Genomic DNA, 24,173 nt, shown 5'->3' on the forward strand with positions numbered 1-24,173 from the left:
AGGACTCACCTCTCTTCCAGACCAATCCAACTCGCCATTCTTCCTGTGACGCCGCCTTCTTTGCGATATGAAAAAAACAAATCGCTACGGCTACTCGTGCATAAGGTAGTACATTCGATATGGCTCGGCAATATTCCTGCTTTCATCATAATGTGTCGATTGCATTGTTTCAAGTCAAGTAGTGTTTTTCCGGTGGTTAAGGGAAAGTAAACAGAACCTTCCCATTTATCATTACCCGGGCAATCATACTCCAAAACCCGAATTTGGCTCATCACGTGCTCATCCACCTCATAGGATTCAGAACCAATGGAAGGACCAATAGCTGCTAGTATATCAGACGGCTGAGATCCATATTCGTTTTGCATGGTCTGTACCATTTTCAATGCGATTTCCGCAACGGTTCCCTTCCAGCCTGCATGCGCCAACCCAATCACACGGCGGACTGGATCACAAAAATATAATGGTACACAGTCTGCATAAAAGGACGTCAGCAAAATGCCAGGTACATTCGTCAAAAGTCCATCTGTGTCCTGAAAAGCGGATGCACGATCCATAAAGCCCCGCCCGCGATCAGCAGCCTTGACCACGGCAACATGATGACCATGAACCTGTTCACCGCACGTCCACGCTTCAGCAGCAAAGCCAAGCTGCTCAGCAATGAGCCGACGGTTACGAATAACTTGCTCGGGGTCATCCCCTACATGGAACGCACAGTTCAGACTAGCGTAGGGCACCTCACTGACACCGCCATGACGACCTGTAAAACCCGCTGTTAATCCCTGAACCTGCCGCTCCCAAGATTGAATATATAACAACTCCGGTACGGGACGTCCGCCATCTTTCATAAGCGCAGCCCCCGTAGCCTCGGTGTTCACTACAAATGGTTCCATTCATTCTCACCTCTACTGCCCAGTGTACCAAAAAGCCGCCGCCGTGTCTTCACAACACACTAAAATACGTAGATCTGCAAGTTCAGAAGCCCCGTCGGTCACTCCGCTCTTGACGTTCGATATACAACTTTTCCTCCCCTTCACCCGACGGCTCATGCAATCCTTCCAGTCGTACAAGCACAACATCCGAACCAATTTTCACAATGTTGCGCCACGGAATGACCAACTCGCTTCCGCCTCCAAACCAGCCCATAAAACGACTGCTGCCTGGAACCACAATGGCTTCGATTTTCCCCTGCCGCACGTCAATCTCCAAATCACTGATTTGTCCCAGACGTCGTCCATCTACAATGTTAATGACATCCTTGGTTTGAAACTCGGAAATTTTCATTGCTCTTACTGACGTTTCTGGTGCACTCACACGCATCACATCCTTTATTTCACTATATGAGCGGAAGAGCCCAAAAAATGTCCTGTAAACGCAAAAACGATCCGGTAGGATCGTTTTTATCGCTGAATCATTCAAGCATTCATTTCATTAGGACTTTACATGTTTTTGCATTTGCTGTATAGCCGACTTCTCTAATCTTGAAACCTGGGCTTGAGAGATACCGATTTCGTCGGCAACCTCCATTTGCGTCTTTCCTTCATAAAAACGCATAGACAATATCATCTTTTCACGCTGGCCCAGGCGATGCATCGCTTCCCGCAGAGCGATTTCCTCAATCCATGAGACGTCTTTATTTCTGTCATCACTGATCTGATCCATCACATAGATTGGGTCGCCCCCGTCGTGATATATCGGCTCGAACAGCGAAACCGGATCCTGAATCGCATCCAACGCGAACACAACGTCTTCTTTGGGCACATTCAGTGCCTCTGAAATTTCAAAAATCGTTGGTTCTCGCGAGTTCAGATTCGTCAGACTGTCCCGCACCTGAAGCGCCTTATATGCAATATCCCGTAACGAACGAGATACACGGATCGGATTGTTATCCCGCAAATAACGGCGGATCTCTCCGATAATCATCGGCACCGCATAAGTGGAGAACTTTACGTTTTGCGAAAGGTCAAAATTATCAATCGCCTTCATTAGGCCGATACATCCTACCTGGAACAAATCGTCCACAAACTCTCCCCGATTGTTAAATCGTTGAATCACACTCAGGACGAGTCGGAGATTGCCGTTGACCAATTTTTCTCTGGCTGATCGTTCATTATTTTGCTGAAGTGATGTGAACAACTCGCGCATTTCTGCATTGGTTAATACCGGCAGTTTGGCGGTATCCACACCGCAAATTTCCACTTTATTTCGGGTCATCGTGTCTTACCTCCCAAGGAGCAACATTAATGTACATTATCTCCTGAGGGCATTTTTTTATTCGCCGTTTCCATCGCTTCCGGATATACCCATGCATTATACCATTTTATTAAATTCTTTTCGTAAGCGCTTTATAATTCGCTTTTCCAGACGCGAAATATACGATTGCGAGATACCCAACAGGTCAGCAACATCCTTCTGTGTCTTCTCTTCTCCGTCTTGTAAGCCGAAGCGCAGCTCCATAATCAAACGCTCTCGATCCGTCAACTTATCCAGTGCCTTATGCAATAATTTTCGGTCCACCTGCTCCTCAATATTACGGTAAATGGTATCATTTTCCGTCCCCATCACATCGGAAAGCAATAATTCATTACCGTCCCAATCAATATTCAGAGGCTCATCAAAAGAAACTTCCGTTCTCGTTTTACTATTGCGACGCAAATACATCAAAATCTCATTCTCAATGCATCGAGACGCATATGTCGCAAGTTTGATTTTCTTCTCTGGATCAAAAGTGTTAACCGCTTTGATTAGTCCAATAGCACCAATGGATACGAGATCCTCAATGTTGATTCCCGTATTCTCAAATTTACGGGCAATATATACGACTAACCGCAAATTTCTTTCGATTAGCATCGACCGTACTGCTGCATCTCCAGAAGAAAGTTTCCCCAGCAAATATTCTTCTTCGTCTCTCGTCAGCGGTGGGGGGAGCGCCTCGCTGCCGCCAATATAATAAATTTCTTCACTTTTCAGCCCAAATAAAAATAAAATACGATAATATTGCAATTGCAACGCTAGCCTAATTTTCATCTTCAATTTCATCTGTTCCCACATATCATTCTCCCCCTTTTGAAAATAGTGCAATTCCAGCTGTGCTCCGCCCATTTCACCATTGGATATTTCTCGTCGCCTTCAAACATCATTTTGTGTTTATGCTCGTCATCCTGATTCCGTAAAATGCTCACTAAAATGTGCATCTCGTTTCTGGTTGGTATCAGCACTGCCCTCTTCTTGTGCCGTTACATCCGGGTGGATGATGGCACGATACTTACCCTCTGCTGACAATGTTCCCCCATCCAAGCCAATCAACACTCGATGATGTACAAAATGAGCCCCATTCATCACCACCTCTACCCGGTCTGGTTTGAGGGCGAGCATAAAGGAATGACTGCGGTTAATTCCACGATAGGGGACGAGACGAACACGATCCTGCCAGCTAAACGATTCGTCCCCCAGTTCCATCACCAGTTGGTCAGCATTACCCTCAGAACATTTTCGAAGCCAGGAGGCGGGCAAATACGATTCCCACAAGGCCGCCTCCATGACCATCACCGGGGTTCGGGTCAAAGGATCATAGAGCTGGTTACCTGTATCCAACAAGCCTGTACACTCAATATGATCCTGCCCAATCCACACCTGCACTTGTCCCAGAAACCCACTCATCCTTTCTGTGCGCTGCTTTGAGGACTGCACAATACGAAAGAAAAGCATCACTCCGCCAAATGCGCATAAAATAAACCAGAATGCGATTTTCAGTTCAAAAGACATTCCTCCCGAAGCGGTGTACCAGATACCATTAAACAATTCCCCCGTATTTTGGAGAAAATAATGCATCCCCAAAATGCCACCTGCAGCTACAAAATTGATCATGTAAAAAGCACCCATTGTACGAAGATACTTTTGCATGCTGCCAAATCCAAAAGCCACCAGCAGCATTATGACCGATAATGCCAGTTTGATCAGGAACGTAAATAAAAAGGACAGTTCCGGCACAAACATCATGACCACGTACATTGCGCCGATTCCAGCTGAAGCCATCAACCTCCACCACACCGGACGAATTTTTCTCATCCAGGCGGTGACCATCAGCAGCACAGCATCAATGAACAAATTGGCCAAAAAAATCAAGTCGATATAAACAACCAAGACTTCACCCGCCCAGCGTTTGCAGGATAGGCTTAAGTATAGTAGTCATGCTGTTCAAAGTCTGTCTAACGGTGGGGACGGTGACCGACTAATTTTGTCGGAAAGAGGAGAAGTGCCTGAACTGCAGGATGCGGAAAACAGAAAGAAGCCCGCATCTCCAGGGAGAATGCGGGCAGTCTGAATTGAAACTAGTTATCGTTATTATTATTGCGCGAACGGTTACGTAAGAATGTAGGAATGTCTAATTGGTCACTGCTTTGAGTGTTACCAAATGGACGCAAGTTAGGAGAGCCTTTTTCCGCCGATTCGGAAGTAGCCGGGTTGGCTGCCGGTTTACGTCCCGGTGCCGGTTGACTTGGCTTGCCTTCAAAGCCAGTGGCAATGACGGTAACCTTGATCTCTTCTTTCAACTCTTCGTCAATGATAGCACCGAAAATCATGTTTACTTCCGGATCGGAAGCCGATGTTACAATTTCAGCCGCCTCATTAACCTCATATAGAGACAGGTTGTTGCCACCAGTGATGTTCATAATCACACCACGAGCACCTTCAATGGATGTCTCCAACAACGGGCTCATGATAGCCTTGCGTGCTGCTTCAGCCGCACGATTTTCACCAGTTGCTTCGCCAATCCCCATCAAAGCGGAGCCACGCTCCGTCATGATCGTCTTAACGTCAGCAAAGTCGAGGTTGATTAGACCCGGTACAGCGATCAAATCTGAAATACCTTGTACCGCCTGACGCAGAACATTGTCTGCTTCACGGAATGCTTCCAACATTGGGGTTTTCTTATCCACAATTTCAAGCAAACGGTCATTCGGGATTACTATCAAAGTGTCTACTTTTTCTTTTAATCCCTCAATACCAAGTTCAGCTTGATTGGAACGCTTACGCCCTTCAAACGTGAATGGTCGGGTTACCACGCCCACAGTCAGCGCGCCGCATTCCTTGGCAATTTCAGCAATGACAGGAGCCGCTCCGGTTCCAGTACCGCCACCCATTCCCGCCGTTACGAATACCATATCCGCACCTTTGAGCGTATTCATAATGAGCTCACGCGACTCTTCAGCCGCTTTTTTACCCACATCCGGGTTAGCGCCGGCACCCAGACCGCGGGTCAGCTTATCCCCAATTTGAAGCTTATGCTCAGACTTCGCTAAATGAAGTGCCTGGGCATCTGTATTGACTGTGATGAACTCCACACCCTGAACACCATTTTCGATCATTCGGTTAACCGCATTGCTGCCGCCGCCTCCGACGCCGATCACTTTAATTTGAGCCAAGCTCTCCATTTCAAAATCAAATTCCAACATACTATTCCATCTCCCCCTCAATGTGCATGGATGGCCCGTCCATGATTGGCATAATTAGCAATGAACGTTATATAAATTCACTGAACATATTTTTTAAGCGTTCAATCAACCCCTGCTTTTGCTCGCCTTCCGCAGCGGGACTACTGCTTTTGGTTCGGTTAGTCGGCTTCTTGGTACTTCCGCCACTGTTGCTAACGCTAGTCGATCTTCCGCGATAGTAACGAATAGCATTATGCAAGATTCCAACTCCGCTCGTGTAACCCGGATCCCTTACACCGATAAAATCAGGTACGGCGATCCTTACGGAAGCGGCCAGTTCGCTTTGTGCCACCTGAAGTACACCAGGCATGGAGACGGTGCCTCCGGTAAGTATATAACCTCCCGGAAGCTCTGTGTAACCCAAGCGCTTAACTTCCGCCTGAATGAGTTGAAAAATTTCCTGCACCCTCGGCTCAATAATAGCAGCCAAATCCTGCTGGTTGAACTCCTTATCCACGTTACTGCCGATACGCGTCACTTTAAAGACGACATCGGCTGCCGCATCATCATACCATGCGCAGCCGTACTTAAGCTTTACTTTTTCGGCTTGATCGGTAAGGGTTCTCAGTCCGTAGGCAATATCATTGGTTACAAATTCTCCACCAATCGGAAGTGTAGATGTGGCAACAATCGTTCCTTCCTGGAAAATGGCAACATTCGTAGAACCTGCACCAATATCCACCAGCACCGAACCCATCACCTTTTCATCCTTCGAAAGAGACAATTGTCCGGCTCCAAGAGGCAGCAAGACCAGATCTTTAATCCTCAAGCCGGCTTTCTCAACGCAGCGCAACAGATTATGTATCGGGGTCTTGCCTCCAGTAACAATCGTAGCCTCTACTTCGAGACGAACTCCAATCATACCGCGAGGGTCCTGAATGCCTTCAAGGCCATCCACGACATACTGCTTGGCTACCACGTCAATAATTTCTCTCTCCGGTGGTACAGCAATAACCTCAGCTGCCTTCAGTACACGCTCAATGTCCTCCTCACCGATTTCACGGTCCTCGTTGGACACGGCTACTACGCCATGACTATTTTGCAGGCCAATATGATTGCCTGAAATCCCCACATACACTTCTGTTATTTGAATACCAACCATGCGTTCTGCGTGATCCACGGCGTTACGGATTGATTGCACGGTTTGATCAATGTCTACAATTGCACCTTTGCGAATCCCTTCCGAGTCGGCAGATCCAACTCCAATAATATTAAAGGTTCCATTATTCATTTCCCCAATAATAGCCCGAACTTTGGATGTACCGATGTCCAAACTAACAATGATGTCATTGTTGCTCAAGTCTGTGGCACCTCCTGACTCCAAAATGAATTTCGTTCTTTAAACACACTCTGTACATATTCAACAAACTCCATGCTTTCCCTCTTTTTTCTACAAATTTTTTAGAAGCCAATTTATGGTTGCAGTCACATAAAAATTTGAAGAAAAAAGAAGGAGGCAAGTCTATTACCCATAAAATCAATTCTAGCATTTTTTCACATCACTGAGTAGTATCTTTTTCTTGGCCCTCTTCACTCGTATCCGGTTTGAACGGAACGTAGGAATCCGCCTCCAACATGGTGATCAAACCTGGATCTTCTGTTTCTAGCACCTGGTTCAAATAGCTGATTTTAGAATTCAGTAGAGAAACGGTTGTAATAACCTCAAACTGGGAACGTGTGTACATTTTGATGCGGTCCGGAAAGGAAGGAATCGGCGCGGGAATAATTTCTGAAATATCGGCTGTCCATTCCCCCGGAATGCGTGATAAAGCATCACACAGCTTCGCTTTGTACGGATCATCAGATTTCCATTTGGTCAAAATAGGCTTCTCAACGGCTATTCCGCTACTCCCCACGCCCACGCTTGTCCCGTTCGCTAGAATAGCACGAAGGCTCCCGTCACTCTGCAACTCGTAAGCGACCGTAGCAAACTCTTTAATGTGAATAGCAATAATCCCCGGAAACTGCTTGTCCACTGTGACTTGCTGTATCGATTGAATTTCCCGCAGTTTCTCAGAGATGTCGGATGAACTGACTCCGAAATACTGATCTCCAACAGCCAGACCGCTTCGATTAAGAAGCTGATCTCGGGTCGAAAATACATTACCATCAAAACGAATTTCAGAAACCCGACTCAACGAAGAACGGAAAAAGAGAACAGCAAGCAGTACGATAAACAACAAAATGAGAAGAATAGCAATCTTCCGGCTTGTATTTTTTTTCGTTCTGTTCTTTTTAAGAACAGGTATTTGAGCATTTGGCATAGCTTCTCTCCACAAAAGCCTTTTGTCCCCCCGTTAACGGAGGGACATTACAGGCATTAATTTACGAAATCCAGCTGCTCCGGCACCGGAGACTGACGGCTCATTCGGGCACCCAGTCCCTGGAAAAGACGTTCGATTCGGTCATACCCTCTGTCAATATGATGAACCTGCTCGACAATGGTACGTCCTTGAGCCGCTAGACCCGCTATGACCAGCGCAGCCCCTGCCCGCAGATCGGTAGCCTCTACCGTAGCCCCGTACAGACGAGAAACTCCTCTTATAAAAGCAGCATTTGCATCAACCGTAATATCAGCACCCATTACATTTAGTTCATCTACATGTTTGAATCGGCTTTCGAAGACGGTCTCTTTCATGACACTGAATCCGTCCGCCAAGGAAAGCAGAACCATGACCTGAGATTGCAAATCCGTCGGAAAAGACGGGTAAGGGGAGGTAACGATCCTTTCCACTGCTTTGGGACGACTCATACAACTTACGGTCATTATATCATTCAAGATGCCGATTTGAACACCAGCCCGCCTGAGGACATGAATCAGAGCAGACAAGTGGGATGGATTGCAGTGGGTCAGCGACACACTTCCTCGTGTAGCTGCAGCTGCGATCATAACCGTTCCAGCTACTATGCGGTCAGGAATGACCTCATACGTACACGGATTGAGGCGACTGACCCCCGTAATTGTAATCGTGTCGGTTCCAGCACCGATAATGCGGGCTCCCATGGCATTCAAGAAGTTTTGTAGATCCTGAATTTCCGGTTCCCTCGCTGCATTGGTGATCGTTGTTCGTCCTTCAGCCAACGCAGCGGCCATCATAATATTTTCCGTTGCACCTACACTCGGGAAATCCATGTGGATGTCCGAGCCGATTAGCTTGTGGGCTCGAAATGTAATTTGCTCGTCTTTTTCCTCTATCTCTGCGCCAAGAGCTTTTAAGCCCTCTAGGTGAAGATCAATTTTGCGCTCGCCTATGGCGCAGCCTCCGGGCTGGTAAATGGAAACTTCTCCATATCTGGCGAGCAGCGGTCCCATCAGAAAGATAGATGAGCGCATTTGCTTCATCAAATCTTCTGGAATTTGGAACGTTCGGACGGACGACGTATCCACGTATACCGTTTCCTCTTCATGTCGGCATGTACAGCCGAGTCTTTCAAGGATGTGCAGCATGACCTTAATGTCTAAAAGATGGGGCACATTCCGAATTTCTACCTTACCTTGTGCTAGTAAGCTCGCTGCAAGAATAGGTAGTGCCGCATTTTTTGCCCCATGGATACGTATGGTGCCTGACAGGGGACGGCCTCCCTCAATCACCAATTTGTCCAATGTATCACCTCCGAGTTTACCGCTCACCCACTACGAAAACCTCCGGAACTAGCTTGATGCCGGTTTGAGATGATATTGTACTTTGAATATGCTTCATTAGGGTAAGCACGTCCTCTGCTGTCGCTTGACCGGTATTTACAATGAAATTGGCATGCTGTACAGATACCTCTGCGCCTCCCGCCTTCAAGCCCTTGAGACCTGCGCTCTCAATAAGACGAGCAGCATAGTCTCCTGGTGGATTACGGAATACGCTTCCTGCACAAGCTAACTGTAACGGCTGGGTCAGCCGGCGGCGGTCTTTAAAAGCCGCAAGTGCTGCTGAAATTTCCTCGCGGTCGCCCCGCTTCATCCGAAACACTGCCTCTGTCACCATTCCACGTTGCTCATGCAACACGGAGTGACGATAGCTGAAATGCATATTCTCGGCATCGTACACAACCAATTCCCCTGTATCCAGCACAATCTCAGCGGACTGGAATATTTGTGACACATCAGACCCATGGGCACCGGCGTTCATGTAGACAGCCCCACCGACTGATCCTGGGATACCACCAGCAAATTCAAGGCCGGACAGGCCCTGCTTGCTGGCCATAACGCACAGTTTGACCAGTGAAACGCCTCCTCCAGCAACGATCTGTTCATCTTCAAAATGAACATAATCAAATCCTGGCCCCAGCTTGATCACAAGTCCCCGTATCCCTTTGTCAGAGACGAGCATGTTGGAGCCCCGACCCAACTGCATCCAGGGAATTCCGTGCTCGCTAGCCAGCTTCAATACTCTTGCCAGCTGCTCTTTGGTATCCGGGATGACAATTGCATCCGCAGGGCCTCCAATCCTCCATGTCGTATATTTGGACAGCGGCTCATGCTCCAGCACTTTTCCGATATCATGCTCCGCTAATAATGGCATCCATTGCTGCATTGTACTGAAACCTCCTTGTTGCTTGCCCCGCATGGTTATAAGGCTCTCACCTGACAACCGGCAGCCTGAGTGATGGTCACAATCTATAGGGTATCCTATGTAAATACCATCCGGTGTGTGACAACCGCCCAATTCTGCGCTGCAGACTACCTTTTATGGGCAAGACGTTCCATTTCTTTTACTAAAATATCTGCTGAGTCAGGCTTGCCAAGCGCAGACGCCGACTCTGCCATACGACTCCGCCATGCCTCATCCTTCATAATTCCCGCTATAGATTGAAACAGGGCCGGGCCACTCAGTTCCTTTTCTACAATCATGACGGATGCGCCTGCCTTTTCAAGTGTACGAGCATTAGCCTCCTGATGGTTATTCGTCACATTAGGTGATGGGATCAGAATGGACGGAATGCCCAACGATGTGATCTCTGCCAAGAAGGACGCACCTGCGCGATTAACAATTAATGAGGTACAAGCCAGCACCTCTGGCATATTGTGAATATAGGGAAGCACGTGTAGATGATTGGGCAATGAGCCGATCTGATTCCGTATGCTATCCAGCGTTTGCTCATAATAAGATTCACCGGTTACATATACAAAATGGACGTCTTTCAGTTGCGAAAGTTGCGGAGCCATTGCAATCATGGCGTCATTAATGGCCTTCGCTCCCCTGCTGCCACCGACCACAAGGACGACCGAGCTGTTCATCGGTACCCCAATAGTAGCAAATCCCCGATCCCGGTTAGCCAAACGAACTGTTGTAGCACGCGGGTTCCCGGTGTACAGTACATTTTTAGCTTTGGGGAAAGCTCCTTCTGAGCCTTCAAAGCTAACAGCCACTGTATCCACATAGCGACTCAGAAATGTATTAGTCAGCCCTGGAATTGCATTTTGCTCATGAATAATGCTGGGAATTCCCAACTTGGAAGCTGCATAAACGACGGGGCCGCATACATATCCCCCGGTGCCAATAACGACATCTGGCTTAAATTTCTTTAATAATGCTTTGGATCTGCGAACCCCTTTGAAAAAGCGCATGATCGTTTTTATATTTTCCACAGACAAGCTGCGACGAAATCCTGTGATATCAATAGCCTCAAATGGAATTTTTTCCTGAGGAACCAACTTGCTTTCGAGTCCTCGTTGACCGCCAATGTATAAAAATTCAGCGTCCGAATCAATCTCTTCGCACTGTCTGGCTACGGCCAGCGCCGGATAAATATGCCCTCCGGTGCCGCCGCCGCTCAACACGACGCGCATAAACGTTCACCTCGCATAACGTGATAAATTTAGTAAAATGCCCAGAGCAGTTAGCATTAAGGTCAGAGAAGAACCTCCATAGCTGATTAAGGGCAGTGTTATTCCTGTCACCGGCATTAAACCGATAACGACCCCAATATTAATGACGACCTGTACGGCGACCATTGCGACAATACCCACCGCAAGCAAACTACCATAGGTATCCGGAATGGTTATAGCGACACGCATTCCTCTCCACACGAGAACCAAAAAGAGCCCCAACACCGCCATTCCACCGATAAAGCCAAGCTCCTCCGCCAAAATGGAAAAAATAAAATCAGTCTGCGGCTCAGGAACGTAGCTATATTTTTGTCGACTCATGCCAAGCCCCAAGCCCGCTAGGCCGCCAGGACCAATCGCATATAGCGATTGAATAATTTGATAACCTGCGCCAAGCGGATCGGACCAAGGGTCCAGAAAAGCGGTGATGCGCTGGAGCCGATAAGGTGCAGCTGCAATCAGTGCAGCAAACCCTGCTGCTCCCGACAAAGCCAGCAGACCGAGATGCTTCATACGCGCGCCTGCCGTAAATACGATGAGCATGGACGCTCCCATCATTACCGTGCCAGTGCCCAAATCGGGCTGGAGCATAATAAGCCCAAAAGCCAGTCCCATGAGTCCAAGCGGGGGCAACAGGCCGCGCGTAAAAGAGCTAATATCATAGTCAGGACGACTGAGCCAACGAGCGAGAAAAAGAATCATACCCAGCTTCATAAACTCGGAAGGCTGAATGCCGAAAGAGCTAATACCGAGCCAGCTTCGTGCCCCGCCTCTTACTACACCAATGCCGGGAATTAATACGGCAACCAGCAACGCTAGACAGATCAACAACACAACCTTGGCATATTTCTGCCAGATCCGGTAGTCCATTCTGGCAGTAAAGTACATCGCTACAAGACCGAGCCCTGCAAACAGCAATTGCCGCTTTACAAAATAGTAGGAGTCCCCGTACTCGTGAAAAGCGAGGACGGCGCCCGCACTGTATACCATAACCATGCCGATGGCTAATAAGCTTACAATACAAACGAAAAGCCATAGATCCGGCGCTGGACGAGATTGCTTCATCAGGAGGCCACCCCTTGCATAAAAGTAGGGGCTTATCCAACCCCCCTACTTACAATTTATGCGCCGCCTCTTTAAAAATACGTCCACGCTCTTCATAGGATCGGAACATATCCCAGCTTGCACAGGCGGGTGAGAGTAATACTACATCTCCCGTCTCAGCAAATTCAGCAGCCTTGTTCACAGCCTCCACGAGCGTAGCGGCGGCATCCTCCCCATTATCGACGACCTTGACATGCTCTATTCCGGCCTGCTGGGCCCGCTCAGCCAACTTATGCCGTGTCTCACCCAAGAGCACAACGGCTTTCACACCTTCCTGCAAGGAAGGTACGAGCTCTGTATAATCAGAACCGCGATCCAATCCTCCGGCAATGAGTACAATGGGTTGCTTAAAGGAAGATAAGGCCATCATTGTTGCTTTCGAATTGGTTGCTTTGGAATTATTGTAATAAGCTACACCAGCGTGTTCTAAAACATATTCAAGCCGATGTTCGACGCCGCGAAAAGTACTTAATGGTTCCGCCAAATTCGCTGGTTCTGCGCCTGCAGCAATGGCGATTGCGCAAGCAGCAAGAGCATTTTCTACGTTAAAACGACCCGGAAGTCCAATCTCAGCTACGCCTATAATGGGATGCAGCACACCATTTCCATCGCGGTATACGATGCTACGTTCAATATCGTCCGTCACATCCGGTATGTATGGCGGGTCAGCAAACAACCCTTCCTGCAAACGTTCTGTCATAGAGAACGGAAGCAGCTTCGCTTTTATATAGGGTACGAGCTCCCGGCAGACGGGGTCATCCCAGTTCACCACCGCAGTATCCGCCGCCGTTTGATTGGCAAATAGACGCGCCTTGGATGCAACGTAGTCCTCCATGCCTCCGTGGTAGTCCAAATGGGTCTCAGCTACATTGAGCAGGCAGGCCACAGCGGGCTTGAAATCCTTTGTTCCTTTTAACTGAAAGCTGCTCAGCTCCACAACCATCCACTCGTCCGACTTGGCGTCCACAGCCGCCTCACATAAGGGCGTACCGATATTACCAGCCACGATTGGATTCATGCCGGATGCCTCCAACAGCTTGCCTACCCAAGTGGTCGTGGTCGTCTTTCCGTTGGAGCCAGTAATTCCGATGATCGGAGCTTTACATAGATGGTAGGCGACCTCAACCTCGGTCACGACCTCAATGCCGAGCTCGACAGCTTTCTGTACGGGAGGAGCCGTATAAGGAATCCCTGGATTTTTGACAACCAGCTTCACTCCAGGATGAATTAGCCCCTCTGGGTGACCCCCGCATAAAACGGAAATTCCCAAAGCCTCTAATTCAGAAGCTTCGGGACATTGTTCCCTATCTTTTTTATCATTGACTGTCAGCTTGGCTCCGGCCTGGTGCAGCACCTTGGCAACTTGCACGCCGCTTTTGGCCAGCCCGATAATGACGACTTCCTGATCTCTGTATGCGTCTGGATGGTTCATTTGTCTACAACCCCTTGTTGAGATAAAGTCCGAGTCCTGCCAACAACAGTCCTACAGCCCAGAATGTAATAACTACGCGCCATTCGGACCAGCCGGACAGCTCGAAATGATGATGAATCGGGCTCATTTTGAAAATACGCTTGCCACGTGTTTTAAAAGAAGCTACTTGCAAGACCACGGACAGCATTTCAATTACGAATACACCACCGATAATGAGGAACAAAATTTCGCTTTTCGTAACGATGGCAATGGCACCTATGGCGCCGCCGATTCCCAGCGAGCCTGTGTCACCCATAAACACCTTGGCAGGATGAGCATTATACACGAGAAATCCGAGTACAGCGCCAATCATAGCCGCTGAGCATACTGCTGCCGGAAGCGAGGTCGCCTGAATCGCGACAATGGCATAAGCAGCAAAGGCAATGGCACTTGTACCGGACAGCAGCCCGTCCAGCCCATCCGTGAAATTGACAGCATTGCTAATCGCCAGCATCATGATAATGATGAACGGATAATAAAACCAGCCGCCCCAATCAAAAGACCATGACGTTCCAGGGATGCCGATCGCAGTACTATGATCATTACTAAGCAGAAGCCAGCACATGATCGCGCCAAACAATAATTGCCCAAACAGCTTTTGACGCGCCGTCAGACCTAACGAGCGTTTGAATACAATCTTGATATAGTCGTCCAAAAAGCCGATCAGCCCAAAACCGAGCGTAGCAACCAGCAGAACGTAAAAGTCCGTATTTTTGATAGCTGAAAACTTAAGAAAGGTCAGCGTAAAAGCCACCAGAATCACGATACCGCCCATTGTAGGCGTACCTATTTTTTTAAGATGGCTTTGTGGCCCGTCATCCCGGACCTGCTGGCCGAATTTCATTCGCCGCAGCAGCGGAATGAGCAGTGGAGCGGCAATGACCGCCAATATAAACGATACGACGATCGTCAGCAGTAATAATTGAATATCCATGGGAGTCTCCCTCTCGTCAACATCAGTTCTGTAGCGGACCGTTTTTCAGCGCATCCACAATTTCTTCTAGTCGCATCCCTCTGGATGCCTTAACCAGCACAATATCATTGGCGTGTAGATGATCCAGCAAATACTGGATCAGCTCTTGCTTATCTGTATAAGCGTGAACGTTAGCAGTTGGCATCAACTCTTGCGCACCCTGCGCAATCGAAGTGCCTAACGCACCGTAGGTAAACAGTACTTCTACGTCGTGCTTTGCCGCGAAAATTCCAATTTCCTCATGGAATTGCTTTTCCTCAGGTCCCAACTCCAGCATGTCACCAAGCACGGCGATTTTACGTCCGTCCGTTTTATACGCAGACAGCGTCTGAATTGCAGCCTTCATTGAAGCCGGACTGGCATTATAAGCGTCGTTTAGCACGGTAAGTCCATTAGGACAGTTCACGACCTCAATGCGCATGCCCGTCAGCTTTAAAGACGACAACCCTTTACGTATATGGTCTACATCGACATTGAAATGACGCGCTACCGCCAGTGCTGCCAAACCATTTACAACATTGTGCTGTCCAAGCAAGGGAAGCCGGAAAGCCTCTTTGCCAGATTGGGCTGTTATAAATAAGCTGCCTTCTCCATCGGAAGTGATTTCAGTTGGATAGTCATCGTTGCCTGCAACTAGCCCGAACGTAAACAATTTTAAACCTTCAGGCTTGACCGTTTCAGACTCCGCCAACACTTGTGAAAGCAGTGGTTCATCCCCGTTGTAGATCAGCAAACCACCAGCCTTAAGGCCACTTGTGATCTCCAACTTTGCACGAGTGATTTCCGCACGAGAACCAAGCTGCAGCAAGTGCGATTCGCCTATGTTCGTTATGATAGCTACATCTGGTTGGGCAATATTAGCCAGCAGACGAATCTCTCCACGTCCACTCATGCCCATCTCCAGAATGAGAATATCTGTATCCTGCGGCATGGACAGTACCGTTAAAGGCAAACCGATATGATTGTTATAATTCCCTTCGGTTTTGTGTACTTTAAAAGTCGTGCCCAGCAGAGCGTTTACGATGTCTTTCGTTGTCGTCTTGCCGTTGCTTCCCGTGATCCCAACGACAGAAACGCCGGTTTCGCGTAAGTATGCAGCTGCTAGATGCTGAAGGGCTTCTAGCGTATCCTCTACCTCAATAGCGTTCTCAGCCGGAGGTGCTCCATGATCCTTTTGCCATAAAAATGCAGCTGCACCTGCCTCGCTTACGATCTGCTGCACATAATTATGCCCATCAAACCGTTCGCCCACGAGTGGAACAAACAACCCTTGGCTCTGCGGCCTGCGAGAATCTGTAAAAACGCCTTCGACCATCTGTTCGGTGTCCGCTTCTCCGTGAAGTATTCCTCCACACATAGATGCAATCTGACCGATTGTTCTTTTCATCACTTGGATAAACCCCTTATCGCTTCTTTGGCTACGATGCGGTCATCGAATTCATGCACCGTTTTTCCGATCAACTGGTAAGTCTCATGACCTTTTCCCGCAATCAATACTACATCGTCAGGGCTTGCCATTTCAACAGCTTTATGAATTGCAGTTCTGCGATCCACGATCAATTCGTATCGTTCTGCGGGTACACCTTCGTCGATCAACCCTTGTTCGATGTCTTTCAAAATCACTTTCGGGTCCTCTGTTCGCGGATTGTCGGAAGTAATAAACGAGTGATCGCTGTAACGCGCAGCAATTTTCCCCATCAATGGGCGTTTCGTACGATCTCGGTCGCCGCCGCATCCAAATACACACCATACTTTACCGACCGCAAATTCCTTTACGGTGCGAAGGACATTTTCCAATCCGTCCGGTGTATGGGCATAATCTACAATAACAGCAAAGGGCTGACCCGCATCTACAGGCTCTACCCGCCCATCTACGCCTGCGATAGACTCTAGACTGCGCTTGATATCCACCAGCGAGATTCCTTCCAGCAAAGCAGCGGTAATGGCCGCCAGTGCGTTGTACACATTGAACTTGCCTACCATTCGAAGCTCAATATCGGTATCTCCTTTAAAAGTAGACACATGAAAGGAGGTTCCCTTGGAACCTATAGTGATACGAGATGCCTGCACATCAGACTCCTTTTCCACGCCGTATGTAATCACTTGGGCCGCAGTTTGAGCCTGCAAATAGGAAGAAGCCGGATCGTCTGCATTCAGAACAGCATATTTGCTATCGGATGCATCCCGCGAGAAAGCATTTCCCAACCTAGAGAATAAAAGTCCTTTTGCAGCACGGTACTCCTCCATTGTGTTGTGGTAGTCCAGGTGGTCCTGCGTCAGGTTTGTAAATATAGCGGTGCGAAAATCAGTTCCTTTGACGCGGCCCTGCTCCAACGCATGTGAGGATACTTCCATGACACAGCATTGAACCCCCTGCTCTGCCATATTTCCGAGATAACGTTGCAGTTCCACCGCTTCGGGCGTAGTGCCAGACATTGGGTAAGACTGACCACCGTAACGCATTTGAATCGTACCAATCAGTCCGGTGTTCACCCCCGCATCCTTCATGATCTTTTCAATCAGATAAGTTATCGTTGTTTTACCGTTGGTTCCGGTTATGCCGATCATGCGCATGCGTCGGCTCGGTGAATCAAACATATAATCTGCCAAAACCGCCATGGCATGTCGTGCATCCTTAACTACAAGCTGCGGAACAGGTACATCCAGTTCACGTTCAACGACCAAAGCTGCCGCCCCGGACGCAATTGCCTGCTCAGCATAGTCATGTCCGTCCACTGTAAAACCTGGCAAACACAGAAATAAATCCCCCGGTTGCACTCGACGTGAATCCGCCCCGATTCCTCGGCAATCCACTGTACCGTCACCCACCACACGGGAGACGGCCAGCAGTGAAGCCAATTGTTGAAGCTGCATCTTTCATTCCTCCATTGCTCTCTCGTTATTCATAGTATGGTATAAAATGAACCTATCAATCCCCCATGTAAATACGGATCGTTGATCCCCGCTCCAATCTGGAGCCCGGCTTCGGCGCCTGACTCACGACCGTCTTGCCTGACCCAGATTTCACGAGCATAAAGTTCATATTCATATCTTCGTACAAATCAGCTGCAGTAGCACCTACCAGATCAGGTACCGTTTCGATCGGATTTTCTCCATACTTGTACTCTTTGGCAATTTGATTGGTGCGAGGCGGTATTTTCAAGGCAATCAGCGCGTCCTTTAAAATATTTTGCACGATTGGCGCAGCAACCACCCCGCCGAATTGAATTCCCTTCGGGTTATCGACAGCGGTATAGACGACGATTTGCGGATCATCCGCCGGCGCAAAACCAATAAAGGATACAATATGCTCCGAGGAAGAATAACGTCCGTTAATGACCTTTTGTGCTGTCCCCGTTTTACCTCCCACCCGATAGCCTTCAATGAAAGCAGGACGACCTGTACCTTTAGCAACGACGCTCTCCAGCGCTTCTCTTACCTGTCGGGAGGTCTCCTCTGAAATGACCCTACGTACTAGTTCTGGTTCTACTTTTTCCAGCACTTTTCCGGTTCCCGGCTGAACCCAACCTTTTGTAATGTGAGGCTTATAAAGATTACCGCCATTGATTGCCGCCGATACAGCGGTAACCTGCTGGATCGGAGTGACAGACACCCCTTGACCAAAAGCGGTTGTCGCCAGTTCTACAGGACCGACCTGAGGTAGCTTGAACAAAATGCCGTTGCCCTCACCAATCATGTCGATTCCCGTTTTGCTGCCGAAGCCGAAATTCCGAATGTACTTGAAAAGTGCTTCTTTACCTAACCGCTGCCCCAATGTTACAAAACCGGGGTTGCAAGAATTCTCCACCACTTGAAGGAACGTTTGGCTTCCATGTCCGCCTTTCTTCCAGCAACGCAGGCGTGCTCCACCGACTTCAATATATCCCGGATCAAAAAAACGGTCATTTTTGAGATTGACCTTCTTTTCTTCCAAGGCAGCCGCCAGTGTAATAATTTTGAAAGTAGACCCAGGTTCATATGTCATCCAGATAGGCAGATTTCGATTATAGATTTCAGGCGCATATTGCTTGTATAGTGCTGGCTCATAGCTTGGTCGTCCAGCCATGCCTAATATTTCACCCGTCTTGGGGTTCATAGCAATAGACAACGCGGACTTCGCCTGAAATTTGACCATGGCTTGGTCAAGCTCCCGTTCCATAATGGACTGCACAGACTTATCAATGGTTAATTGTAAATTCAGTCCATCCTTCGGTTCAATGTATTTTTCAGAAGAACCAGGCATCAGACGACCACCTGCATCTGATAAATACGCAATGCTTCCGTCGATTCCCCGAAGCTTACTGTTTTGCTGCTTCTCTACGCCTGTCAGCCCTTGATTATCAATTCCTGTAAACCCAAGAATATGAGCCGCTAGATCACCATAAGGATAATAACGTTTGTTGTCTTCAGCAACAACGATACCCGGCAGCTTCAAATCACGAATTTGCTGCGCTTTCTCCATCGTAATTTTCCGTCCGCCGGGCTGAAGTTTTTGGCTTGCTGTTCGTTTGGTAATCAGCTTGAGCACTTTATCCTCACTCATATCCAGCAAGGGCGCCAGCCTGCGTGCCGTTTCTTCCGGCTTCTTAATTTGCACTGGTATCGCCATGACTGTCGGCGAACTGACATTGTAGGTCAGCGCCGTACCCTGCCGATCCAAAATTTCGCCGCGCTTGGCGGCAAATGGAATATTGCGGCGCCACGAATCCTCAGCCTTGGCCGAGAGCTCGCCTCCTTTACCCAATTGAACATAGGCGAGCCGGATCGACAAGGCCGCAAACAGTACAAATAATCCCATTAGCCCCCATACCAGCCTCCGCCGCATGGTCACGTTAGATTTTTTCAAACGCGCTCCCTCCGTTCCTCAAATACTCATGACATGTCTTACCTCATGAATATTCAAAAGAACGGACATTAGAACAAGCTATCAGTTATCCTCGCCTTTAATCGCAGCAGCACTTTTCTCATCTGCAACAGCAGATATTCCTCCCTTAGGAGCTCCCGCGTCTGTTCCAGCATCAGCGGTAGTACTGGATTCGGTTTTAGTATCGACCTCCGTTTTTGTTGCGCTGCCGGTCTGGTTAGCTGCAACTCCATTGGTCGAGTCCTGTGTTTCCTCCGGTTTCACTCCGGTCACCGTTTCTTTGGCCGGCTGAAGCGTCACGCTGACGATCCGCTTTCCATTTACCATCTGCGCCTTTTGAGAGACAACATAACCTTCGCCGCTTACCTGCACACCAACCTTCATAAGGGTCAGAACTTGAAGTGTGTCACGCAACGAAACACCTGTAAAATCAGGAATAGTCATGTTGGCACTATCCTCAGTCAGCAAGTAAATGCGTTGTCCGGGTTTCATTTTGACGCCTGCTTCAGGATATTGGCGAACAATTTTGGAGCCTTTGCCTACCGTTTCATAGGCAATTCCCTGTTTGAGCAATGCATTTTGCGCATCTTTCTTCACCTGACTAGTTAATGTTGGTACCGTTGGCAAATTCACTGTTTTTACAACAGCGCCACCTGATTTATTCGTTTTAGTTCCTGTTTTTGGAACCCCCATATATTGCAACGATTGAGATACGATTTTTTTAAATACAGGCGCTGCTGCTGTACCGCCGCCTACTGATTTGTTAGGTTCATCCATAACAACCAAAACAGCTATTTTCGGATCATTTACTGGTGCAAAACCTATAAAGGACACGACATCCTTCGAATGGTCATATACTTTTCCGACGACCTTCGTCGCTGTACCTGTTTTACCAGCTACACGATATCCGTCAATATAAGCAAGGCGTCCCGTACCAATTTCTTGGTCAGATACGACCTGCTCCAGATAGCTGCTTGTCTGGACTGCCGATTCCCGAGTAATCACTTGGCGGACTTCCTTCGGTTGAATCGTCTGAACTTCGCCTGTATCTGGGTTCATGATTTCTTTCACCAGATGAGGTTGCATCAGCTTCCCCCCGTTAGCAATTGCCGAAATTGCAGCTACCTGCTGGATTGGCGTTACCTGAACACGTCCGTGTCCATACGAAGCCGTTGCCACCTCGGATTTGTACTGGGTATGGAAAGTAATAGCTCCGGTAGACTCACTCGGAAGATCAATGCCTGTTTTCACGCCGAATCCAAAGTTATTAATATATTTCTTCAGCCTTTCGCCACCCAACTTATCCAATCCCAGATGGACGAAACCGACGTTACTTGAACGCTTGACCCCCTGAAGATAGGTTAACGTTCCCCAGTTACGGCTTACGTCACGAATATCCCAGCCTCCGACCCGAATCATACCAGATTGGTAGGATTCATTTGGATTGAACACCTTTTCTTGAACCGCAGCTGCCAAGGTGACAATCTTAAACGTGGAGCCAGGCTCGTAGATAGATTGAGTAGCATTATTACGGAAATATTCCAAGGGTGTACTCCCATATGTATTGGGATTAAAATTCGGGTAAGTCGCCATACCGAGAACATCCATCGTTTGGGGATCAGCAGCTACTACAGTCATCGTTTTCGGGTTGTATTTTGCAATAGCTTCCTGCATGGCATCCTCTATATAATACTGAATCGTATCGTCAATCGTCAGCTTTAAATTTTTACCATTTTGTGCCGGCTCATAGACACTTTCCGATCCTTGAAGAGGAACTCCCTTCCGATCCCGCTGATACAGAAGCTTTCCAGCCGTCCCCGAGAGCTCTTTATTATAATAAGCTTCCAACCCCATACCTGCTGTGCCATCTTTTCTTTGATAGCCAAGAACATGGGAAGCCAGCTTATTTTCCGGATAATAGCGTTTGGATTCTTGAACGGTGTCCACAGCTCCAATTACTTCATACTTATCCTTCAAATACTCTTTGAACGTATCCACTTGTGCCTTGACCTCAGGATCTACCTTCCAGCCCCCATTACGAATCTCGCGATTTTTTAAGTAGTTCCCCTTTTTATCCTTTGCAGAAAGATGTCCTCTCAGCTCATCCTCAGGCGTTTTGAGTAACTGGTGCAGCTTAGCTACAACCTCATTCTCCAAATCATACTCCTGAATGATACTAGGATTGACAACTACCGTATAAGCCGGTGCATCCGTAGCCAATACGTTTCCTTTACGGTCCGTAATGGTTCCACGCTTGGGCTGAATCACCTGATCTCTTTCTACTTGATTAACTACCAGGTTATGCCAGTACTCCCCACTCACAACTTGAATCCAAAATACCTTAAGTAGCAGAACAAGAAAAAAGAGGGTAATACATCCCCCTATTAGCAGTGTGCGAAGCTTTATTCTTTTGACCATAGCTCAAACCTCTCTGCAAAAAAATGTACGTCAGAGCATAGCTTGATGCTATGCCCTTAACTATTTGGCAGCCTGCTTTTCCACACGAATGGGCTCTCTTGTTGGTTCGATATATCCCTGTTCCTTTGCAGTCGGCACGATCTGATTTTCCAGACGCTCCTTTTGAATCTTCAGTTGGGCGATATTGGTCTGTAATTTGGAAATGTCCTTGCTTGCCGTATTAATCGAATAATTGATTTGATAAATGTGAGCGTACCTGCTAATCAACATACCAGCAATGACAATGCACGCTACAAGTGTCAATAGATACAGCAGCTTTTCTCGAATCGGCAGCTCTCTGCGGCGTGTAACGACTTTGGTGGTCTCACGATACCGTTGTTGCTGAACCTGTTCCTGACGGGCTCTTTCTTTTACAGCCAAATTACCGCGTGTATAAGCCATGTCGCCTCTCCTTCTCCATTAAATTTACAATTTCTCGGCAACTCTCAGCTTAGCTGACCGGGACCGTGGATTAAGCTCCAGTTCCTGCTCTGACGCCATAATCGGCTTACGATTCACCAGCTTCAGATCGCCTTCCATTTTGTCCTCCAAAATAGGCAAATCAGACGGATAGATGCTTTTCGCCAAATACTCCTTGAAAATATGCTTGCATATCCGATCCTCCAGAGAATGGAATGTAATGACCGAAATTCTGCCTCCTGGAGCCAGACATCTTATTGCCTGATGCAAAGTATCTTCCAGTGCACCCAACTCATCATTCACAGCAATCCGCAAAGCCTGGAAACTGCGTTTAGCCGGATGTCCCCCGGTTCTGCGTGCCGCAGCCGGAATTCCTTCTTTGATAATATCGACAAGTTCCCCTGTTGTGTGAATAGGCTTGTTCAATCGACGTTCAATCATGATCTTTGCGATCCGCCGTGAGAACTTCTCTTCTCCGTAATGAAACAAAATACGCGCAATCTCTGCTTCTGACCATTCATTGACAATTTCGTAAGCCGTAAGCGAGCTACTCTGATCCATCCGCATATCAAGCGGCGCATCATGATTGTAGCTAAATCCCCGTTCCCCCTCATCGAACTGGGGCGAGGATACACCCAGATCGAACAAAATACCCTGGACTTGCGGGACGCCGTCTTTTTCGGGCAATCCCAGCTCGGTCAGCTTGTCCTGCAAGTGGCGGAAGTTGGATTTCACTAATGAAATCTTTCCTTCATAGGCTGACAGCTTCTCTCGCGCATTGTTCAATGCCCAGTCGTCCTGATCAAAGGCAATGAGCCTTCCCTCAGGGCCAAGCTGTGATGCAATGACGGAACTGTGTCCTGCCCCTCCCAACGTGCAGTCCACATAAATCCCGTCCTGCCTGATGTTTAGTGCCTGTGTTGCTTCTTCTTTGAGTACGGTAATGTGGTGAAACAAACGGCTGACCTCCTAAATTACAATTCAAAGTTGAAATCAACCAATTTCTCAGCAATGTCGTTAAATGCTTCTTCTGATTGGTTGAAATATTGCTCCCAAGTATGCTTGCTCCAAATCTCTACACGGGTGGACACTCCCAATACGACGCACTCTTTAGTAAGCTTGGCGTATTCGCACAAATTCCCCGGTAAATTTACCCTGCCCTGTTTGTCCAATTCGCATTCAGTCGCCCCCGAGAAAAAAAAACGGGTAAACGCCCGCGCATCGGCCTTCATCAGAGGCAGTGCTTTAAGTTTTTTCTCCATGACAGCCCACTCATCCATGGGATACACGAAGAGGCATTGGTCCAGCCCGCGGGTAACCACGAACGAGGCACCGAGAAGTTCACGAAACTTGGCCGGTACAGTAAGCCGACCCTTCTCATCAATGCTATGTTGGAACTCCCCCATAAACATTGGTTTCGTCACCCCTTACCCCATTCTCCCACTTTGGCCCACTTTCCACCACCTAAGCATAATAGATTCGCTTTAAAAAATCAAAGACCTCTTTTTCATTACCAAAAAGTGATAGAAGCCGGATCCATACCCTTATGTCTGTTATTGTAGCCCTGCGTC

At 48.0% G+C, this 24,173-nt stretch carries 21 protein-coding genes; all 21 read right to left on the reverse strand.

The window, feature by feature from the left end; all coding sequences use genetic code 11:
- Positions 1-5: 5 nt before the first annotated feature.
- On the reverse strand, positions 6-890 hold the full coding sequence (pgeF, locus tag BM358_RS08825) for a peptidoglycan editing factor PgeF (RefSeq protein WP_028540486.1): 885 nt from the start codon (positions 888-890) through the stop codon (positions 6-8).
- A gap of 82 nt (positions 891-972) precedes the next feature.
- Positions 973-1,311 carry a YlmC/YmxH family sporulation protein gene (locus BM358_RS08830; protein ID WP_028540485.1) on the reverse strand — a complete coding sequence of 113 codons (339 nt, stop codon included), beginning with the start codon at positions 1,309-1,311 and terminating at the stop codon, positions 973-975.
- Between the two features lie 117 nt (positions 1,312-1,428).
- The gene (gene sigG, locus BM358_RS08835) at positions 1,429-2,211 is read right to left on the reverse strand and encodes an RNA polymerase sporulation sigma factor SigG (protein WP_007431182.1); all 783 of its coding nucleotides are present in this window, start codon (positions 2,209-2,211) and stop codon (positions 1,429-1,431) included.
- A 96-nt stretch (positions 2,212-2,307) separates the two neighbouring features.
- Entirely contained in the window at positions 2,308-3,048 is a 741-nt protein-coding gene (gene sigE / locus BM358_RS08840; RefSeq protein ID WP_175405300.1) for an RNA polymerase sporulation sigma factor SigE, read from the reverse strand.
- Positions 3,049-3,153: 105 nt separating this feature from the next.
- Entirely contained in the window at positions 3,154-4,140 is a 987-nt protein-coding gene (gene spoIIGA, locus BM358_RS08845; protein ID WP_023989442.1) for a sigma-E processing peptidase SpoIIGA, read from the reverse strand.
- Between the two features lie 188 nt (positions 4,141-4,328).
- The gene (gene ftsZ / locus BM358_RS08850; RefSeq protein ID WP_013311084.1) at positions 4,329-5,453 is read right to left on the reverse strand and encodes a cell division protein FtsZ; all 1,125 of its coding nucleotides are present in this window, start codon (positions 5,451-5,453) and stop codon (positions 4,329-4,331) included.
- Between the two features lie 67 nt (positions 5,454-5,520).
- Positions 5,521-6,792 (reverse strand): cell division protein FtsA, encoded by a 1,272-nt coding sequence (gene ftsA / locus BM358_RS08855; protein ID WP_013311085.1) that lies wholly within the window; start codon positions 6,790-6,792, stop codon positions 5,521-5,523.
- Positions 6,793-6,991: 199 nt separating this feature from the next.
- The gene (locus BM358_RS08860; RefSeq protein WP_028540484.1) at positions 6,992-7,756 is read right to left on the reverse strand and encodes a cell division protein FtsQ/DivIB; all 765 of its coding nucleotides are present in this window, start codon (positions 7,754-7,756) and stop codon (positions 6,992-6,994) included.
- A 56-nt stretch (positions 7,757-7,812) separates the two neighbouring features.
- On the reverse strand, positions 7,813-9,123 hold the full coding sequence (murA, locus tag BM358_RS08865; protein WP_177235814.1) for a UDP-N-acetylglucosamine 1-carboxyvinyltransferase: 1,311 nt from the start codon (positions 9,121-9,123) through the stop codon (positions 7,813-7,815).
- A complete protein-coding gene (murB, locus tag BM358_RS08870; protein ID WP_028540483.1) occupies positions 9,113-10,018 on the reverse strand; it encodes a UDP-N-acetylmuramate dehydrogenase in 906 nt (301 codons plus the stop codon). The genes murA and murB overlap by 11 nt, the downstream gene beginning before the upstream one ends.
- Positions 10,019-10,164: 146 nt before the next feature.
- Entirely contained in the window at positions 10,165-11,274 is a 1,110-nt protein-coding gene (murG, locus tag BM358_RS08875; protein ID WP_028540482.1) for an undecaprenyldiphospho-muramoylpentapeptide beta-N-acetylglucosaminyltransferase, read from the reverse strand.
- A 6-nt stretch (positions 11,275-11,280) separates the two neighbouring features.
- On the reverse strand, positions 11,281-12,378 hold the full coding sequence (gene spoVE, locus BM358_RS08880; protein ID WP_028540481.1) for a stage V sporulation protein E: 1,098 nt from the start codon (positions 12,376-12,378) through the stop codon (positions 11,281-11,283).
- A gap of 49 nt (positions 12,379-12,427) precedes the next feature.
- Complete coding sequence (murD, locus tag BM358_RS08885) at positions 12,428-13,849, reverse strand: UDP-N-acetylmuramoyl-L-alanine--D-glutamate ligase (protein WP_028540480.1); 1,422 nt, start codon at positions 13,847-13,849, stop codon at positions 12,428-12,430.
- Between the two features lie 4 nt (positions 13,850-13,853).
- The gene (mraY, locus tag BM358_RS08890; RefSeq protein WP_013311092.1) at positions 13,854-14,822 is read right to left on the reverse strand and encodes a phospho-N-acetylmuramoyl-pentapeptide-transferase; all 969 of its coding nucleotides are present in this window, start codon (positions 14,820-14,822) and stop codon (positions 13,854-13,856) included.
- Positions 14,823-14,844: 22 nt separating this feature from the next.
- Entirely contained in the window at positions 14,845-16,248 is a 1,404-nt protein-coding gene (gene murF, locus BM358_RS08895) for a UDP-N-acetylmuramoyl-tripeptide--D-alanyl-D-alanine ligase (RefSeq protein ID WP_028540479.1), read from the reverse strand.
- Positions 16,248-17,735 carry a UDP-N-acetylmuramoyl-L-alanyl-D-glutamate--2,6-diaminopimelate ligase gene (locus tag BM358_RS08900; RefSeq protein ID WP_028540478.1) on the reverse strand — a complete coding sequence of 496 codons (1,488 nt, stop codon included), beginning with the start codon at positions 17,733-17,735 and terminating at the stop codon, positions 16,248-16,250. Before BM358_RS08900 ends, murF begins: the two co-directional genes overlap by 1 nt.
- A gap of 55 nt (positions 17,736-17,790) precedes the next feature.
- The gene (locus BM358_RS08905) at positions 17,791-19,707 is read right to left on the reverse strand and encodes a stage V sporulation protein D (protein WP_028540477.1); all 1,917 of its coding nucleotides are present in this window, start codon (positions 19,705-19,707) and stop codon (positions 17,791-17,793) included.
- Positions 19,708-19,788: 81 nt separating this feature from the next.
- On the reverse strand, positions 19,789-22,143 hold the full coding sequence (locus BM358_RS08910) for a penicillin-binding transpeptidase domain-containing protein (protein WP_028540476.1): 2,355 nt from the start codon (positions 22,141-22,143) through the stop codon (positions 19,789-19,791).
- 60 nt (positions 22,144-22,203) lie between these two features.
- On the reverse strand, positions 22,204-22,584 hold the full coding sequence (locus BM358_RS08915; RefSeq protein WP_028540475.1) for a hypothetical protein: 381 nt from the start codon (positions 22,582-22,584) through the stop codon (positions 22,204-22,206).
- A gap of 24 nt (positions 22,585-22,608) precedes the next feature.
- Complete coding sequence (gene rsmH / locus BM358_RS08920; RefSeq protein WP_025721606.1) at positions 22,609-23,559, reverse strand: 16S rRNA (cytosine(1402)-N(4))-methyltransferase RsmH; 951 nt, start codon at positions 23,557-23,559, stop codon at positions 22,609-22,611.
- 17 nt (positions 23,560-23,576) lie between these two features.
- Positions 23,577-24,014, reverse strand: coding sequence for a division/cell wall cluster transcriptional repressor MraZ (gene mraZ, locus BM358_RS08925; protein ID WP_013311099.1), 438 nt, complete (start codon positions 24,012-24,014; stop codon positions 23,577-23,579).
- Positions 24,015-24,173: the final 159 nt, after the last annotated feature.

It is taken from the genome of Paenibacillus sp. cl130, from assembly GCF_900116035.1.
Lineage (GTDB): Bacteria > Bacillota > Bacilli > Paenibacillales > Paenibacillaceae > Paenibacillus > Paenibacillus polymyxa_B.